The sequence below is a fragment of the Blastopirellula marina genome (assembly GCF_002967765.1).
Taxonomy (GTDB): domain Bacteria; phylum Planctomycetota; class Planctomycetia; order Pirellulales; family Pirellulaceae; genus Bremerella; species Bremerella marina_A.
In genome coordinates this window covers 501,440-519,372 of record NZ_PUHY01000006.1, presented here as the reverse complement: position 1 = coordinate 519,372, position 17,933 = coordinate 501,440, and the positions used below count along the sequence as shown (strand labels likewise).

General features: G+C 53.3%; 12 protein-coding genes and 1 tRNA gene. 7 read left to right on the top strand and 6 right to left on the bottom strand.

The genetic code is table 11. The annotated features are described in order from the left end of the window. Positions 1-12: 12 nt before the first annotated feature. The gene (locus C5Y83_RS10105) at positions 13-1,083 is read right to left on the bottom strand and encodes a sensor histidine kinase (protein ID WP_105329548.1); all 1,071 of its coding nucleotides are present in this window, start codon (positions 1,081-1,083) and stop codon (positions 13-15) included. Positions 1,084-1,622: 539 nt separating this feature from the next. Between C5Y83_RS10105 and C5Y83_RS10100 the strand changes: the two genes are divergently transcribed. From C5Y83_RS10100 to C5Y83_RS10090, 3 genes are read left to right on the top strand one after another with little or no spacing between them, the layout of a single operon-like run. Next, positions 1,623-3,227, top strand: a complete 1,605-nt coding sequence (locus C5Y83_RS10100) for a hybrid sensor histidine kinase/response regulator (RefSeq protein ID WP_105329547.1) — start codon at positions 1,623-1,625, stop codon at positions 3,225-3,227. A gap of 44 nt (positions 3,228-3,271) precedes the next feature. Then, entirely contained in the window at positions 3,272-3,649 is a 378-nt protein-coding gene (locus tag C5Y83_RS10095; RefSeq protein ID WP_105329546.1) for a response regulator transcription factor, read from the top strand. A 47-nt stretch (positions 3,650-3,696) separates the two neighbouring features. Continuing rightward, positions 3,697-4,590, top strand: a complete 894-nt coding sequence (locus C5Y83_RS10090; RefSeq protein WP_105329545.1) for a response regulator — start codon at positions 3,697-3,699, stop codon at positions 4,588-4,590. Positions 4,591-4,624: 34 nt separating this feature from the next. Here the strand turns inward: C5Y83_RS10090 and C5Y83_RS10085 are convergent, their stop codons facing one another. The 5 genes from C5Y83_RS10085 to rpmG form a co-directional block, all read right to left on the bottom strand. Beyond that, positions 4,625-6,082, bottom strand: a complete 1,458-nt coding sequence (locus C5Y83_RS10085) for a DUF1501 domain-containing protein (protein ID WP_105329544.1) — start codon at positions 6,080-6,082, stop codon at positions 4,625-4,627. Positions 6,083-6,096: 14 nt separating this feature from the next. After that, positions 6,097-8,712 (bottom strand): PSD1 and planctomycete cytochrome C domain-containing protein, encoded by a 2,616-nt coding sequence (locus tag C5Y83_RS10080; RefSeq protein ID WP_105329543.1) that lies wholly within the window; start codon positions 8,710-8,712, stop codon positions 6,097-6,099. 407 nt (positions 8,713-9,119) lie between these two features. Beyond that, positions 9,120-9,193, bottom strand: a tRNA-Pro gene (locus C5Y83_RS10075). 107 nt (positions 9,194-9,300) lie between these two features. Continuing rightward, a complete protein-coding gene (gene recJ / locus C5Y83_RS10070; RefSeq protein WP_105329542.1) occupies positions 9,301-11,070 on the bottom strand; it encodes a single-stranded-DNA-specific exonuclease RecJ in 1,770 nt (589 codons plus the stop codon). A 270-nt stretch (positions 11,071-11,340) separates the two neighbouring features. After that, complete coding sequence (rpmG, locus tag C5Y83_RS10065; RefSeq protein WP_105329541.1) at positions 11,341-11,505, bottom strand: 50S ribosomal protein L33; 165 nt, start codon at positions 11,503-11,505, stop codon at positions 11,341-11,343. Between the two features lie 525 nt (positions 11,506-12,030). On the opposite strand from rpmG, the gene C5Y83_RS10060 reads away from it, so the two are divergent. The 4 genes from C5Y83_RS10060 to C5Y83_RS10045 all read left to right on the top strand — a co-directional run bounded on the left by C5Y83_RS10060 (position 12,031) and on the right by C5Y83_RS10045 (position 17,931). Further along, entirely contained in the window at positions 12,031-13,527 is a 1,497-nt protein-coding gene (locus tag C5Y83_RS10060) for a hypothetical protein (protein WP_105329540.1), read from the top strand. 169 nt (positions 13,528-13,696) lie between these two features. After that, on the top strand, positions 13,697-15,229 hold the full coding sequence (locus tag C5Y83_RS10055) for a terpene cyclase/mutase family protein (protein ID WP_146117731.1): 1,533 nt from the start codon (positions 13,697-13,699) through the stop codon (positions 15,227-15,229). After that, complete coding sequence (locus C5Y83_RS10050) at positions 15,213-16,007, top strand: HisA/HisF-related TIM barrel protein (protein WP_158262307.1); 795 nt, start codon at positions 15,213-15,215, stop codon at positions 16,005-16,007. Before C5Y83_RS10055 ends, C5Y83_RS10050 begins: the two co-directional genes overlap by 17 nt. 574 nt (positions 16,008-16,581) lie before the next feature. Continuing rightward, on the top strand, positions 16,582-17,931 hold the full coding sequence (locus C5Y83_RS10045; protein WP_105329537.1) for a Na(+)-translocating NADH-quinone reductase subunit A: 1,350 nt from the start codon (positions 16,582-16,584) through the stop codon (positions 17,929-17,931). The last annotated feature ends 2 nt before the right edge of the window (positions 17,932-17,933 follow it).

Sequence of the window (17,933 nt, the reverse complement as noted above, 5' to 3'; positions counted from 1 at the left end):
GACGAATCAATCCTAGGTCGATGGATCGGGAATCGTGAAGTAAAAAGTAGAGCCCTGGTCAGGCTCTGATTCAACCCAAATTTGGCCATCATGTTGTTCGACGATCTTCTGGCATGTTGCCAAGCCGATACCAGAGCCTTCGTATTCTCGCTGGGCATGTAAGCGTCGAAAAGGGGCAAAGACACCTTCCAGGTATTCCTTGCTGATCCCAATTCCATTGTCGGAGATCGAAATCTTCCACTGACGCTCTTCCCGCTGAGCGGAAATTCGGATGCGTGGGGCCTCTACTCCTCGAAATTTGATCGCATTTGAGATGAGATTTTGGAAGAGAAGTGTGAGTGTTGCGTCGTCTCCGGTGACATTCGGCAACGGTTCCGATTGAATCGTCGCTCCCGATTCTCGAATCTGAAGATCGAGGTTGAATAGGGCGGCATCACGTACTTGGTCTAATGAAACCTCTTGCCTTCGGCTTTCGAGCGAGCCGTTACGGGCAAACTCGATCAAGCTTTGCACCAACGCTTGAAGCCGCCGTGCATTGGTGCCAATGAGGTCGACATTGGTTGCACAAGTTTCGTCGAGCTTCCCTTCCAGATCTTCCTTGAGAAACTCAGAAAGCTGGGTGATGCGGCGAAGTGGGGCCTGAAGATCGTGCGCTGCCATGTGAGCGAAATCTCGGAGCTCTTTCTGCCGCTTAGCAAGTTCCCGAGAGAGTCTTACCTTTTCAATCGCATTAGTCAGTGCGCGGTGTACGGTCTCCGCAGTAACGGAGTCCTTGACCAGATAATCTTGAGCACCCAGTTTTAAGCCCTCGACGGCAATCTGTTCGTTACCCGCGCCTGAGATGGCGATGATTGGCACATCATTTCCGGCTTCACGAATCTTCTGAAGAAATTCCCAGTGGTCGGAATCCTCGAGGCGATAGTCCAAGAAGACGCAGTCGAAGTTGTTTTCCTGGATCTGCTCGAATCCTTCCTCTCCGCTTAGTACGTGTACCGATTCGAATCCTGCGGGGCATGCCTGGATAAGCATGGCCTGAAGGACACGGGCGTCGGCAATGCTGTCATCAATCGTAAGGAAACGCATGGGGAATATGCTGGCTATTTAGGAAACACGAGGATTGCGATGGGGCACGTACATAGCGAAACGTTTTGGCGAGTAAGTGCTCGTCTAACTCATCATTCCATGTTTTCGACCATTTGCAACGAGATCTGATGATTAAGCAAGGCGACGTCCGGTATTCCGGATTCAGATCGGATATACCCATTTAGACATGAGATTTGGAATGGTTGCCTAGCGACCAATCCCGAGGCCAGTTTGAACGGCTTGTAACGGGTCTATCAGTTTCTATATGCATCAGCACACATTGAAGTGATATTCTGCATGCCATCCCGTAACTGGCTTTTCAAGCTAGTGCGCAAATCCGCAAACTAGCTTCGGCAAGATGCGAGAAAGATATCGCAGGGTAGGTTGTTGATGGAGGGGGTAGATACCTCCGATGGTGAAGTGAGTGACGAAATTCATGCAACGATCCGGCTACTTGTCGGTCCAGAAATATCTGCGTTTTTCATGGTTGGTCTCGAATTGACCTGCACGTGAGTTCCAAAGGCAAAAGGGCAGGACGAATGAAAACAGAGAACGCAACAATCAAGGTGTTGATCTTAGAGGATGACGACGCAGATGCGCGCATTATCACGCGTCAGCTTCAACAATCGAGGTACGGCTTCCATATTAAATGCACGCCATGTATGGAGGCGGCAATGGCTTATCTGCAACGCGGTTCAGTCGATGCCATCATTGCGGATGTTCATGTACCTGACTGCCACGGGATCGCAACCGTTGCAAAGCTGCGTGAACTGAGCAAGAACTCTGCCATTTTAGCAATCACATCGGTGGCGACACCGGAAATTGAAGACGAAATATTGGCAGCTGGAGCCCAAGACTTTCGTTTGAAGGAAGAACTTTGCGGCAGTGCCCTTGCTCGGGCGGTTGTTCATGCCATTGAGCGGCAAAGCAATTTGAACCGCATAAAACGCTTGGTGCGTCACCTTAAGCGAAGTCAGGGACAACTGCGTGATCAGGCGACCCAACTGAAGCAGAAGAACCGACATTTGCGCAAGCTCTATCGGACTGCGAGAGAGTTTGTAGATAACGTTTCGCATGATCTTCGAACGCCGTTAACCGTGATCAAGGACTATGTTTCGATTGTCCGCGACGGGATGGCTGGCGACATCAACCCCGAGCAAAAAAAGCTGCTTGGTAAGGTAGCAGTACGGGCGGATGATCTTAACAACATGGTGGACGACATCCTAGACGCGAGCAAGTTGGAGGCTGGGCTACTCAATGCCTGGCGGCGTCCGGTCAGTATTCCACAGATCGTTGCTCATGCGGCCAGTTTGCTGCGAGAACGGGCTTCGATCAAGGGAATTGAACTAGTTATTGATTGCCCGAAAGACTTGCCAGATGCTTATTGCGATAGTGAGAAAACGGTTCGTGTGATTAGCAATCTCGCGGTCAATGCAATCAAGTTCTCCGAACCGGGTCAGAAGATTGTTTTGTGGGCCAAATATCATCCGATCGAGGCTGAGATCATGATTGGCGTGACCGATCATGGCCCAGGTATTGAACCGGAATGTTTAGAGCAAATCTTTCAAAGGTTCGAGCAGCTTGAAAACAGTGAGTCGACCAGCGGTAAGGGCTTTGGTCTCGGGCTGAGCATTGCTCAGCGGTTGACTCGCGTCAATCTTGGCAAACTCAGCGTCGAAAGTGAGATTGGGCGAGGAAGCACATTCGCTTTCACTGTACCACTCGCCGAACCAAGCGAGGTCTTTTGGCGTTGGCTAGAAATTCGCAATGGTTCTCCCTTTCCGTTGTTCGTCAACAAAATCTCGCTTGGGGAGACGATTGCTGAAAAGGATGCAAATGACTTCGATCGTTTCATGAACTGTTTACTACGCAGGCAGGATCTCCTGTTTCGATTATCGACTCGTGAGTGGCTGCTCGTTCTCTCGATTCCCGAAAACGAGATGCCACGGTGGGAAGAAAGAGCCAATCGTGACTTCGGTCGATTCAATCGAAACCGGCCTCAAGGACCACTTCCCGGCTACTCACGACGCATTATCCAAAAGTGGCCAGCACAGATCTCAGCACGTCGGATTCTTGGCGAATTTGATCGCATTCTGAAGACAGAGTTTAGTCTTCATACGGATGAGTCCTTGGCAGTACATTGAGCCAAGACCATCTCATTCCTTTTTCGATAGGGGCAAAGACGAAAATGGACGATTCAAAGCAAATTCTGATTGTGGATGACGAGCACGATATACGTGACGGCGTATCCTACTGGTTACGGGCCGCCGGTTTTTCGCCATTGTTCGCGAAGGACGGACCAAGCGGAATTGAGGCAGCCAAAAGGAGTCATCCGGATGTAATTCTGTTGGATGTGCAAATGCCGGAGAAGGATGGTCTGGATACGTTGCATGATTTGCGGATGGATCCTGCTACCTCGGAGATTCCGGTCATTATGCTTTCCGCCAGTTTGTCGGACGAGTACCGCGCACTGGACGCTGGTGCCAGGTTCTTTGTTCAGAAGCCATATGAAGGCTATCGAATCATTTCCGCCATTCATGCCGTGCTGATGCCGGTCTTGGCGTAAACCTACGTTTTCCCTGATTCACCCCCCAGAACCATGTGGAGACTTCGATGAAGAAGACTGTCCTGATCGCGGACGACAACACCGATATCGTCGATGTGCTCAGGCTTCGTTGTGAGAAGCTTGGGCTGAATGTCTTAGAAGCAAGCAACGCGATGGAGGCCCTCGCCAAAGCGGAAGCATTTCATCCTGAGGCGATCGTTCTGGATGTAAACATGCCACATGGTAATGGCCTTTCCGTTTGTGAAATGCTGGTTAATCACGAAAAGTTGAACTCGATTCCTGTGATTGTGTTGACCGGCAATACATCTTCGGAAGTCGTCAAACGTTGCCATCAATTGTGCGCGTTTTATATTCCCAAGACGACCGATATTTGGAGTCAGATTGAGCCACTGCTGTGTGATCTGCTTAAAATTCCTCCAAGGAAAAACGAAATGAGCGAAGCTCTCGAAGAAGACGCCTCGACAAGTTGTGTAGAGATTCTAGACCGTGTATTTGACATCCTGGGAGTTGAAATGGAACAGCGAGAAGCCAAACCGACAACAGACCCAACGGAAGTTGATTCAAGTCCATGGGTGCTCACGATCGAAGATGACGAGGACGTTGCGTTTTCGCTTCGTCGACGTCTGCAGGGAATCGGAATTACAGCCGTCAATTCCAATGAGGGCGCAGATGGATACCGATACGCGTTCATGTCTGCACCCAGCGCGATCATTCTCGACTATGAATTGCCAGGCGGAGATGGAGCCTATGTGATGCGTCGGCTGAAAGAATCACCGGTCACGGCCGATATTCCCGTCGTCGTATTGACCGGAAGAAAAGAAGGCTACATCGAGCGTCAAATGCGAAGCATGGGAGCCTCTGCTTTCTTTACTAAGCCGATCCACTGGGAGCAAATCCAAGAAACGCTGACGGATCTGGTTCCCAAGGCCTTCGTGAATTAGTCCCGAAGTACGCATAAAAACCCGAAGCGTTGGACTATGCCCTGAGAAGGTCGTGTATGATCCTTGCTGGCTGTCCATCGGTAAGCGTCTGATCCCGTTCGCTGCGGCGGTAGGTTAGCTTGTCATGCTCTAGGCCGAACAAATGGAGTAGCGTGGCGTGATAGTCGAAGTGATTAACTACCCCTTCGATCGCGTGATGTCCCCACTCGTCGGTCTTGCCGTGGACATGGCCTCCGCGGAAGCCGCCACCCGCGACCCACATGCTGAACCCGTACGTATTATGGTCGCGACCAATCTTAGCGGGCCCGGCGTCATTCTGAACGACCGGTAGTCGCCCCATTTCGCCTCCCCAGTGTACTACCGTTTCGTCGAGCAAGCCTCGCTGCTTCAAGTCGGCGACCAGGGCGGCTGACGGCTGGTCGACCTTCTTGCAGGCGTTGGGCAGCAGAGTCGTAATACGTCCGTGGCTATCCCATAACTGATTGGAGGTGTAGATCTGGACGAAGCGAACGCCTCTCTCAATCAAACGTCGCGCGATCAAGCAGCGACTGCCGTAGTCGGCCGTCTCTTTTTGATCGATCCCATACATCTTCTTCGTCGCTGCGGTCTCTTGCGACAGGTCGAGTGCTTCGGTCGCTGCCAACTGCATTTTGGCGGCCAATTGATAGCTAGCCATCCGCGCCTGGAGATCCGAAACATCGGCAAATTGCTGGACGTGTTGTGAATTCAACTGTTCTAAGAATTCCAGCGATTTTTGCTGCGTCATTCCTTTCAAGTGAGCTGGCGGCGTCAGGTCCAGAATTCGCGGCTCGGTCGGGCGAATGACCGTTCCCTGATAGATCGACGGTAACCAACCGTTTGACCAATTCTCAACTCCCAGTACTGGGAGTTGTCCTGGATCGATCAACGCAACGAAGGCTGGCAGATTGTCGGCTTCTGATCCCAATCCGTAGGTCATCCAACTTCCGAGCGTTGGCCGACCACCGGTGATACGCCCACCCTGTAACGCCCGAATCGATTGACCGTGATTATTCACACCTGTTTTCATCGAGCGAATCAAGCAGATGTCATCCGCCACCGTTTGTAGGTGAGGCAATAGCTCGGAAAGCTCCATCCCGCATTGTCCGCTGGGAGAAAATTTCCAGGGTGAAGCAAATACCTTGGAACTTGCCTGGGCTTTGTTATCTTGCTTTAGTTCGCCTGGGAACTCCTTGCCGTCGTATTTCTTCATTTCCGGCTTGGGATCGAATAGGTCGTGATGACTCGGTCCTCCCTGCATCCAGAGCGATATCATAGCTTTGGCTTGAGGGGGCTTTGCCGGAATCTTCGGTGTGTTATCAAAGATCTGCGGCCCAATCGGTGGCTTCGTTTGTTCGGCGGCCAAGGCTTCCTGCTGCTGCATCCAGGAAAAAGCCAACGAACCAAGACTCATCGCACTCGTCGCCATAAAGTGGCGGCGACTACCGACAGCAAGATCGTGAGGAGAAGTCATGCTCTTTCTTCCTGTTACTGGACGTACAAAAACTCGTTGGAGCTAAGAAGCACCTGACACAATACGGCGAGGGCTTCCTCATCGGCGGAACGAACCGGCTGCTTCTTCCCCTTAGCTTGATAGGCTGCTTGCTTCTCGAGGTCTTCCGTCACGGACTGAATAAACGCCTGAGCGTCGACTAACTCTTGTTTTTCAATCGCACGGCAATAGATCGTTTGCCAGGTCGACTCAATCCGTTTGGTCGAATCGTCTGGAAACTCTCGCGTCAAGTTGGATGCTACTTTCCGTGAACGGTCGATCAGCTCCACGCTGTTGAGCATCATCAGTGACTGCGTTGCGCTCGTGGAAGGTCGACGTTGATCACAATTCGGACTCATCGCCGGTTGGTCGAACGTCTCCATCATGCTTAATGGACGACTGCGCCGAACCTGAATAAAAACGCTTCGTCGTAGATCTTCCCCTTTCATATCAACCACCGCGCCTGGTCGACCCGCGTTAGTGTTTTCTTCACCAACCACGATCCGGCCGACGACGTCCGGCATCACCGGAACCGGCGGACCGAATTGTTTTGTGTTCAGTTCGCCGGAGATTGTCAGCAGGCTATCGCGAATCGTCTCGGCATCGAGACGTCGCAGGCGAGCTCCCCCATACCATCGATTGTCGGGGTCATCGATTTGCAACTCTGCATCATCCCGGACTGCCTGTCGCCACGCATTGGACGTTAAGATCAGCCGGTGCATGTGTTTCAGGTCCCAACCACTTTCGATAAACTCGGCTGCCAGCCAATCGAGAAGTTCTGGGTGCGTCGGCCGTTCGCCCAGCACACCGAAGTCGGTTGGCGTTGTAACCAAGCCGACGCCGAAGTGATGCATCCAGACACGATTTATGATCGCTCGGGCAGTCAAGGGATGCTTGGGATCGGTAAGATAGTTTGCCAGGGCCAATCGTCTGCCAGAGGTTGGCAGGTTCTCTGATGTCACCGGAATCTCCGGAAGGCCTGACACCTGACGGACAATGGTTAAGCCGGCCGGAGTCAGCTCTTGTTTCGGTTGCGCGTAATCGCCGCGATAGAAAAGTCGAGTTGTCGGAATCTGCTCCGATGTCTCGATCAACGCTCGCACGTACTGTTGTTTCGGCTTTTTGGCTCGAACGTCCGTCGCCTTCTTTTGCATCTTTTTCAGTTCGTCGTCCGCTTTCCGGTTGTAGAGGTAAAGCGAACCTGCGGAGACGTTGAGGTTCGGGTGTTTGCGGAAAATCTCTTTTTGCTCAGGCGTCCGCTTTTTAGCGTCGATCGCAAATCCGGTTCGAGCTACCTCGTGAATCTCAGCAGGCAGTTTGGCCAGTTGCTCTTCAAAAGTCGCCTGGATGAACTCGTTCCGTTTCTTGATGACAGCTGCATCGATGACTTTCGCCTCTTTTTCGATCTCCGCAGCCGCTTGGCGATCGGCATCGGTATAAAGTGAGATGAGACGCTGTTTGGGGTTTTTCCATTTTTGCCAGTCGAACGCCGGATCAAAAACCGCACGGAAGCGATAATAATCGGCCTGCGAAATTGGGTCGTACCGGTGATCGTGACATTGGGCGCACGACAACGTGATCGACATCAGTGACGAGGAGACGATGTGAATGGTATCGGCTATCGTATCGTTACGTGCTTGCTGAGCGTCATCGACGGCACCGCCAGTTCCGTCAGGTGCCATTCGTAGGAAGCCGGTAGCTGCGAGCAGCTTGACATCTTCGGGCGAGAGATCGTTCATGGGGGATGATACCAGCTCGTCGCCGGCTAGTTGTTCACGAATGAACTGGTCGAAAGGCATCCCGTCGTTCAACGCGCGAATTACATAGTCGCGATAACGCCACGCATGCGGACGCTCGGCGTCGACATCGCTGTAGCCTTCGCTGTCAGCATATCCAGCGACATCCAGCCAATGTCGTCCCCAACGTTCCCCATAGTGCGGCGAGGCGAGCAGCTTATCGACCAGTTTGTTCCATCCCTCAGGATCTTCGCTCGCCTGTAGTTCCGACGACCATTGCGACTCAGGCGGTAGGCCTAATAGATCGAGCGACAGTCGACGGACCAGCTGATCTGGTGTGGCTGGCTCGTTGAATTGATAGCCATGTTTTTCTAGCTTCACCAATAGAAACGCGTCGATTGGGTTTGCGACGGCGGCAGTATTCTTCACTCGCGGAACTTCGGGCCGATTGATCGGCTGGTAGGCCCAATGAGCCCGCTCTTCGTCGGTGATCAGATATTCGTCGCCTAGCGTCTCTGGTTCTGGGCGGGCCGTATTAGCACCGCCGTCGATCCAACGCTTCACCTTCGCAAGTTCCTCTGTCGAGAGTTGCTTGCTAGCATCCGGTGGCATCTCATGCGACTCAAGTCGCTGATAGATCAAACTTGTTTCCGATCTACCCGCCACAATCGCCGGGCCAGAATCGCCACCTTCGATCATCCATCGCACCAAGCGGAGGTCAAGACCACCTTCAACAGTCTCTTCCTCACCGTGACAATGAAAACAATGCTTTTTAAAAATGCCCCGGACATCGGTTTCAAAATGGACTTCGTCTTGGCCGTAACCGTTCGCAGCAAATGCTAGCAACAACGCAATGATGATTCCACGAGACATCATGTTCACTTGGGATTAGCAGGGCGGGAGTTATCGAAGGACATTGCGAGAGTAACGCAGGCGGGAATTAGGCGTGACCTTCAGTATAGTGTGCTGGCAAGAGAGTTCTAACCCCAAAAAAGGCTTCACTTGGCAACTCAACAGGTTACTCCTGTTGCGGAGTAGATTGGGAAGAACACGAAATACGGTTAGAAAACGCCCAGCTGCGGAAGCCTAAGTCGTTCTATTCGCGAAGAGCCTAGGGGCGTTTATTGCCTTCAGCTTCACTGAAAAGTTTGCTGTTCTCAGGCGGAATGCGTTCAAACGCATCTAAAGAAGACCGCAACTTCTAAACAAATCAGAAGATGACGGCTGATGCCGACCATTGGCAGGAAATCTAAATACAGAAGCATTAACAGATCTAAAAGAAGTCGGGGTGACACGATTTGAACGTGCGACCTCTGCGTCCCGAACGCAGCGCTCTACCAGGCTGAGCCACACCCCGAGGTGGGAGATTGACCATCTGGGCCATTCTGGTCAGCCTCGATCCGCCAGGGTACGGGGGATGAGGCTCGACAAGGACCGGATTGTACTGATTGGGCGAAGGTTCGGTCAACTGGTATGACTTGCCGGGACGTTCGATTCGGTGGGCTTCCAGGCCACCAGGTGAAGCTCGACATTGCTGCGACCGCGGAACGTGTTGATGACGGGGTGGTAGGCGATATCGAGGGGGCCGTCGGTTTGCTCGAGTTCTTCGGCCCAGTCTCCCCGACCGAACGCTACGCCTCGGATCTTAACGCCGTGATGCTCGAGCTGAATTGCCAAGTGCCGTTCGCCACCGCCGATTCGTTTCGGGGGCATGGCTAGTTTGGCTCCGGTGGCACACATAAGCGGCCTTGGATTGCCTTGACCGAAGGGGCCAAGAAGATCGATTTGTTCGACGATCTGGCGAGTGAGCTGGGTGAAAGGCGCTTCTGCGTCGATGACTAATTCCGCGACTCGGTCGGCTTCGTTGACATTGGTAGCCGCGTATTCAAAGAACTCATGACGGAAGTTCTCGATCTGCGACTCGTCTATCTGCAGTCCAGCGGCTGCTGCGTGTCCGCCGTGACCGAGCAGGAGGTGGTCGCAGGCTTGCAGCGCTTCGTGCAGATTCAGCCCATTCGCTGATCGGCAGGAGCCCACGCCTGGTTTCACGCCAGCTTCGTCGAGGGCAATCATAACCACCGGTCGGTTATATTTTTCGGCTAAGCGTCCAGCGACGATGCCGATGATCCCTGGGTGCCAGCCGTGTCCAGCCAGGACCAATGCAGGATCATTTTCTGGATCGAACTCGTCCTTGATTTGCTTGGTCGCCGCCAGTTGGACGCTTCGTTCGAGGCTCGATCGGCTATCGTTCAATTGATGCAGGTAATCGGCCAATGCAGTGGCGCGTTCGTTCGAATCCGTCGTAAGTAATTCGATTGCCAGCTGTGCTTGTCCTAAGCGACCCGCTGCGTTCAGGCGTGGGGCGAGTGTAAAGCCGATATCGTCACTCGCGAGAGCGGGCTTGTCGTTGAGCCCTGTGATTTTCATCAGGGCGCTGATTCCAAGGACGGGGAACTCGCGCAAACAATTCAGCCCATGTCGCACCAGCAAACGGTTCTCGTCGGTTAATGGTACCACGTCGGCCACCGTGCCGATCGCCGCTAAGCCAACTGCGGAAAGCAGATAGTTCTTATAGCGATCGGTAACCCGTTTCGATTCGCATTCCAGTTGGCAAAGTGCCCAAGCCAATTTCAAAGCGACACCCGCGCCGCACAATCCGCCGAAAGGATAATTGGTGCCGGGAAGTCTGGGGTGAACTAGGGCGGCTGCATCGGGGAGCGTCTCGCCCATCTCGTGGTGATCGGTGACGATCAATTCGAGGCCCAGTTCTTTCGCTCTGGCCGCTTCGGTCACACTGGCGATCCCGCAGTCAACCGTTATCACGAGATCATTTCCGCGGTCTGACAGCTTCTCAATCGCTTCGACATTTAAGCCATAGCCTTCGTCGATGCGGTGTGGCACGTAATAGCCAACCGATGCGCCCATCAGCTTCAAGCAACGATAAAGGATGGCGGTCGAAGTGATCCCGTCCGCGTCGTAGTCGCCGTAGACGATTATCTTCTTGTCGGCCTTCACGGCTGCATGAATTCGAGCTGCTGCATCTTTGACGCCTGGCAGTGTGTCAGGTTCTCGCAGTCCAGAAAGCTTGGCGTCCAGGAATTCGCGGGCGGTTTCCGGATCCCGAATTCCGCGACAGACGAGAAGCTGAGCGACAACGGGAGGGATGCTGGCGGCCCGTTCTAAGGATCGGACTACGGCTACGTCATGTGGGAGAATTCGCCAGTTTGCATCCATGAGTCAGGTCGCGTCGCTCCATCGAACAAAGGATAAGGTTGGGGCTTGCCCTCAATTATCGGGACGCCCCAGCGTATTTCCAGCCCTAAGGATATGATTTGTGGAGATGCCTTGTGAGAAGAGAGACTATTGGAGAGACAGGATTTCATTCGGTTGGCGAGAGCGCATGCAATAAGCCGGATTGGTATGATCCGGCTTATTAATCTCGCCTAATACGGGCGAAGAAGTTGCCACTGACTACGTACCGACCTAGGCGATCGGCCGGAGGGCTTACTTCTTCTTTTCGGCGTGTACGGTGTGCTTTCGCAGGCGTGGACAGTATTTCTTCAAGCGAAGCTTTTCGCCGCCTGGCTTGCGGCGGAGCGAGTAGTTGTAATCGCCAGTCTCTTCGCAGACCAGAAATACGGTTTCAGCTTTCTTATTCTTTTTGGCCATGGCGTTTGGACCAATTACCTAATGAAGGTCAATGGAAGGTATTGTCGAAACCTTCGTTTTTATCAAATTGCCGCCGTCCTGGGAAGGGGCAAGCGGGAATGTAACGGTTGGCTGGCAGTGGTGATATCACCACGCAAAAAAACTACCGTTGGGCTAACGTTTCGCGAGTACGAATGCCTACCAAAAAGCGTTATTAAAGGGAACATCCTGGGAATAATACACCCTATTAGGGACGAAGACATCAATGCGGGGAACAGATACCTCAGGCGGCAATGTCCGAGGTGATGGCTGCAATGCTACCCTGATTGGGGGTTCTGTGGTGGGTTGTCTCCCGTAAGATTATGATAGAGTGAAGATACCTTATCCTTTTCTATCAGCCTGCATGCTGGGTTCCCGCAGTTTCGAGTAGCTCGTCCAATAACTCGGTTGGGAACTATATTTCCTGGTGTGCAGGCGATCTTGTTTGGCACGTAGTTGAATGTCTCCGCTTCTAGCGTGAAGCGACGAAATATCCGGAGAATTGCCATGGCGAACGACAATGTTGATCACGAAGGACGCTCTCGCTTAGCGAGCCGGTTCTTTCTATTCACAGCTGTTCCATCGTGGCTGGTTAGCTTGGTTGTCCACCTTGTCTTCTTCATGATTCTGCTGACGATCTTCATGCCAGAAGTCGATAAGCAGCGACAGATTTTGACGGTCGATGATGCGCCAGATGCGGAAGAGATCGAAGAGTTCGTCATGGAAGAGTTCGAGCCGATCGACGAGCAGAAGCTCGAATTCGACGATCCGCTCGAGCAGCCCGAAGAGGCGGAGATCGCTGAAGAGGCTAATTTCTCTGATTTCGACGAGGAGATGGCAGCCACACAAATGGCCGATCTGAGTGACTTCGCGGAAGACACCATGCCGTTTTCGGACATCATGACAACGCAAGCGGGCATGACCGGCAACGCGACTTCCGGTCGTGGGAAGGCCACTCGTACACAGATGTTGCGAGAAAACGGCGGCACCGGGGCTTCGGAAGAAGCTGTTGTGTTTGGGGTGAAGTGGATTGCCGATCACCAGCTCAAGAACGGTCTCTGGAGCTTTGATCACCGCACGGGAGCAAAGAAGCCTGGAAGTAAGGACTGGGGCGAGTTCGCGAACTCGCCGCGAGCCGCGACAGCAATGGCCTTATTACCGTTCTTGGGCTCAGGAATGACGCACAAGGAAGGGAAATATCAGAAGCAGGTCGAGGCGGGATTAGCTGGTTTGGTCAACCTGATGGAAGTCCGTGGAGACACCGGAAGCTTCCATGAAAAAGATGGCAACATGTACTCGCATGGCCTCGCCACGATTGCGTTGTGTGAAGCTTACGCGATGACGCAGGACAAGAATCTCATGCGGCCTGCTCAGTATGCTGTCAATTACATTCAAGCGGCTCAAGACCCGATTGGTGGTGGGTGGCGTTACCAATTTCGGCAACGTGGTGATACCTCGGTGGTCGGCTGGCAAGTCATGGGCTTGAAGAGCGGTCATATGGGATATCTGAGCGTCCGAAAGGATACAATCGCTGGTGCGGTAAAGTTCCTGGATTCCGTGCAAACAAAGAATGGGGCGGCCTACGGTTATGAAGACCCAGGCGACCGTCCACCGTTGAATGCCGTGGGTCTCTTGTGCCGCATGTACACCGGCTGGCGGAAGGATAACCCCGCGTTGCAGCAAGGGGTTGCCAATCTGGCGAAGCAGGGACCAAGCGTCGGGAACAATGCCAACATGTACTACAACTACTATGCGACTCAGGTGATGCGTCAGTATGGCGGACCGCAATGGGAGCAATGGAACACGAAGATGCGTGACTTCCTGATCAAGTCCCAGGTCCCGCAAGGACAAGCCGAGGAGGGTAGTTGGCACTTCAATGGCGCACATACGGAACGTGGAGGACGCTTGTACAACACGTCGCTCAGCGTTCTGACGCTGGAAGTTTATTATCGACATTTGCCGATCTACAAATCGGCTGCCGCGGAAGAAGATTTCCCGCTCTAATCGTTACAATTGATACGATTCAAATAGGAGAACCTCGTGGTGGAATCCGTTTCGCTACGAGGTTTTTTGCTGCGCGAAGGGAAAGGGATTGCGACCTAGAGTTGGGGGCTGCTTCGCCATAGCACTTATGCAAATCTGTCACGCAGTTGCGCCTTCGTAATTCACTTCCTTGTCCACTGCTAATTCCAAAGCGAAATCAGAGGATGCTTCGTCCGATCCGGTCGAGTCGCAATCGGTGCGCGTTGAGTTTCGGTTTGGAAGATGGGAACTGCTTTCTGCCGACCGCTTGCGCGGCAGCATCAGCTTCTTGGTCAGTGCGGCCGTCCATTTCGTGCTACTGGTCATTTTGGCACTGTGGGTGGCTCCGGTCGGTCGGGGAGGGAATGCTAACGAGCTGCTCTTGTTGCCGGCGGAAAACGAGCCGCTTGATCTCGCGATGGAGCAGATTACCACGCCGATCGAAGTTAACACCGCGCAAGATGTACTTGAAGAACAATTGCAGACCGATTCCGCTGCGATTGGTGAGTTGAGTGAGTTGGTCGATCCCAATTCCAATGAGGCAGCGACGGAAGCTCAGGCAATGACCGTCGACACAACTTCAGACCTGCAGAAGAACTTGCCTTGGCAGCAAGCAATTCCTTCCAAAAAGGGAGGGGGCTTCGAAGGGCGAAGTGGCGAGCTACGACAAGAGCTTCTCGCTGCTCGTGGAGGTTCGCCAGCTACCGAAGATGCTGTGGATCGGGCGCTCGGTTGGATTGCTGCTCACCAACTACCTGATGGATCGTGGAGCTTTAATCATCACAAGACCGAGGTGGGAAAACTAAGTCCAAACCCAGGCGATCCCGTAACGGCGACCGGAGCAACCGGTATGGCGTTGCTGCCATTTCTAGGGCGTGGCTACACGCACATGAACGACAATCCCTATCGTGAGAAAATTGAGAAGGGGTTGTACTACTTGCGAGCGAATGCCATTGTCGGCCCCAATGGTGGCGACCTGCAGATGGGCTCGATGTATGGTCAGGGACTTGCAACGTTAGCGTTGTGCGAAGCCTACGCGATGACGGGAGATCCAGCTCTTGAAGCGGACGCCACGCAAGCGATTCGTTTCATTGAGTATGCTCAGCACAGCGAGGGTGGATGGCGGTACGAGCCCAAGCAACCAGGCGACATCAGTGTTTTCGGTTGGCAGCTCATGGCGCTCAAGAGTGGGCTCTTAGGCGACATCAAAGTCTCAAGTTCGACTATCGGCATGGCGGAGTTTTGGCTTGACAAGGTGCAACAGGCCGACGGTGCCTACTATGGGTATCAGCACCCCGGCAAAATGATCTCGCCGACTTCGATTGGGCTTCTATCGCGAATGTACCTGGGCTGGCCTCGGGGAGACTTGCGATTGCAGAAGGGTATCGAATTCCTGGCGGACGAAGGACCATCGAAGAGCGACATGTATTACAACTACTACGCGACGAACGTCTTGAGTCACAACGGCGGCCCTAAGTGGGAGGCGTGGAACGAGGAAATGAAGGAATATCTCGTCAAAACGCAGTCTCGCCGTGGTTACACGAACGGTAGTTGGTACTTCGACGATCAGCACGCCAAGGTGGGAGGGCGATTGTACGTAACGTGTCTCTCGGCGATGATCCTAGAGGTCTACTACCGACATATGCCCCTCTATTCGGAAAAGTCTCTTGAATTCACCTTCTGATCGCCCAGCCTGGTACGACGCCATTTTGCCGGTGATTGATCTTCGCCACGGGCAAGTCGTCCATGGCATTGCGGGTCGGCGGGACGAGTACTTGCCAGTGAGTTCGCGGTATGTCGAAGATTCGCGGCCAGGCACGATCGCCATGCTTTATGCCAGGACGTTCGGTTTTCAGGATTGTTATGTCGCCGATCTAAACGCGATTTGCGAGGGACAGGTAGACGCAGCGGGGCTGGAAGCGATCGCCGTCCAAGGGCTTAACGTCTGGTTAGATGCTGGAATTGGCAATCTTGATCAATGGCGTGCTTGTGAACAGAGTTTGCGAGAGTGGCGTCCCTATCGCTGGGTTATCGGGCTCGAATCTCTGGAAAGCTGGCAATCACTCAGCGAGCTGATTACTGAGATCGGGGCCGAGCGGCTTGTCTTCAGCCTGGACCTTCAAAACGGAACGCTGCTAACCAGCCGTAACGACTTTCGCGATCTGACGCCCCTGGAAGTTGCCCAGCGTGCCGTTCACTTAGGCGTGCGGCAGCAAGTAGTACTCGACTTGGCTGCAGTAGGTGAAGGAGGTGGGACGGGGGTGGAGCCGCTGTTGCAGGAGCTTCGAGAGCAATTACCGGAGGTTTGTCTATTGGCCGGCGGTGGCATGGCTTCCCCTGCGGATGTCGAGGCATTGGTCGGTTTGGGGGTGGGGCGAGTTTTAGTTGCTTCGGCGCTGCATAATGGGCGTATCGCACCGTTCCATGCGGAGAGAAGGCAAGGGCAGCCCCGGCTCGCTTAATATTTCCGTCCAGCGGCAATAATTTTTTTCTTTGCAAAAACAGTTCGCTGGCTAGGTAAATTTAGGCGACTCAGGAAATCAAATTCACCATGTCGGGTTTTGCAGGTGAGGGTGTAGGCTTCGTAGTTGGCAAGTCGATGCCCTTATCACCGTTTTGCGGCATCTTGTTTTCCCCAGCGGTCCGAAGGAGATTGGCCTTTTGAGGGGATGGTTGAACCTAAGAACTTTGTAAAGAAAGTCGGGGGTTTTAAGTGGCGGAATCTCCCCTTGCTGCATAATCTGAACCCATTATCATTTCACTTGTCGAGCTGGTCACCCCACCATGCACTGACTTGTTCTCTGAAAGATTTCCTGGCAGGCAATTCCAAGAAGATGTTGGGAGGTTCCTGTCGACTAAGGTTGCGACTATCTTTCACTCGGACACGACGCAGAGCACGCATCCAGTTTCTCCGAGATTTTTAGCCCAGAAAGCATATTCGGGGGGTCATTCGACTTTGACATTGTGATAGTTTTCACAATGTCCTCCTTGCAAGTGTTTTGAACCATAGCCTCCCAAACGGGAGTGAGGCCCAAGATGCCACGTCGGATCACGATTAGCAAAGGCCTGGATCTGCCGATTTCAGGCAAGCCAAAACAATCGGTGGAAGAAATCGCCGATGTCCGAAAGGTTGCCATTCTGGCACGTGACTACGTTGGTATGAAGCCAACGATGATGGTCACCGAAGGGGACGTGGTCAAAGTTGGCCAGCCTCTCTTTGAAGACAAGAAAACACCTGGCGTATTCTTCACGTCGCCTGCCGCCGGTAAGGTGGTGGAAATTAATCGCGGGGCCAAGCGAAAGCTGCTCTCTGTGGTGATCGAAGTCGAAGGAGACGACAAGGTCTCGTTCACTTCCTACACGGAAGATCACTTGTCGCAACTGGATCGTACTAAGGTCGAAGAGAACCTTATTCAATCCGGATTGTGGACAGCTTTTCGTACCCGTCCCTACGGTAAGGTTCCTGCACCAGGAACGTCCCCTCGCTCGATCTTTGTGACCGCGATGGACACCAATCCTTTGGCCGCGGACCCAGCACCGATCATCAAGGGAAGCGAGATCGAATTCATCGCCGGCCTGGAAGCGATCAGCACGCTGACTGAAGGCAAGGTACATGTTTGCCAAGCTCCTGGGGCTGCACTCCCTGGAGAAGGTCTCGACTTTGTCAACGCCGTCGAGTTTGAAGGCAAGCATCCTGCGGGTCTGCCCGGAACTCATATTCACTTCCTCGATTCCGCTGGCCCAGGTCGCGTTGTCTGGTACCTCGGCTACCAAGATGTGATCGCGATTGGTCATTTGTTCCGCACCGGTGAACTCGATCCGATGCGAGTCGTCTCGCTGGCGGGTCCAGGGGTTAAGGAGCCTCGCCTGCTGAAGGTTCGCCTCGGCTCGAGCTTGGAAGATCTGACCAAAGATCAACTCAACGAGGGCTCCATGCGAATCGTCTCTGGTTCGGTTCTTTGCGGATATCAATCCGCAGGCGTGGAAGCCTATTTGGGGCGTTACCACAACCAGATCTCGGTTCTGGGTGAAGGTGGCCATCGCGAAATGCTTGGCTGGCTGGCACCTGGATTCAAGAAGTTCTCGGTGAAGTCGGTCTTCGCATCATTTTTGTCGCCGAGCGAGTTGCCGATGACGGCGACTGCTAACGGTAGCCATCGGGCGATTGTTCCGATTGAAGTCTACGAAACGGTGATGCCGCTCGATATCGAGCCGACCGCCTTGCTGAAGTCATTGATTGTCGAAGATACCGATTCGGCTCAGGCCCTGGGGGCACTCGAATTGGAAGAGGAAGACATCGCTCTTTGTACGTTTGTCGATACGGGTAAACACGATTTCGGTACCATTCTGCGGAAGAACCTGACCCGCATTGAAGCCGAAGGATAGCC

Coding starts and splice junctions, on each gene's coding strand:
- C5Y83_RS10105 (WP_105329548.1), bottom strand. CDS start 1,083: ATGCGTTTCCTTACGATTGATGACAGCATTGCCGACGCCCGTGTCCTT.
- C5Y83_RS10100 (WP_105329547.1), top strand. CDS start 1,623: ATGAAAACAGAGAACGCAACAATCAAGGTGTTGATCTTAGAGGATGAC.
- C5Y83_RS10095 (WP_105329546.1), top strand. CDS start 3,272: ATGGACGATTCAAAGCAAATTCTGATTGTGGATGACGAGCACGATATA.
- C5Y83_RS10090 (WP_105329545.1), top strand. CDS start 3,697: ATGAAGAAGACTGTCCTGATCGCGGACGACAACACCGATATCGTCGAT.
- C5Y83_RS10085 (WP_105329544.1), bottom strand. CDS start 6,082: ATGACTTCTCCTCACGATCTTGCTGTCGGTAGTCGCCGCCACTTTATG.
- C5Y83_RS10080 (WP_105329543.1), bottom strand. CDS start 8,712: ATGATGTCTCGTGGAATCATCATTGCGTTGTTGCTAGCATTTGCTGCG.
- recJ (WP_105329542.1), bottom strand. CDS start 11,070: ATGGATGCAAACTGGCGAATTCTCCCACATGACGTAGCCGTAGTCCGA.
- rpmG (WP_105329541.1), bottom strand. CDS start 11,505: ATGGCCAAAAAGAATAAGAAAGCTGAAACCGTATTTCTGGTCTGCGAA.
- C5Y83_RS10060 (WP_105329540.1), top strand. CDS start 12,031: ATGGCGAACGACAATGTTGATCACGAAGGACGCTCTCGCTTAGCGAGC.
- C5Y83_RS10045 (WP_105329537.1), top strand. CDS start 16,582: ATGCCACGTCGGATCACGATTAGCAAAGGCCTGGATCTGCCGATTTCA.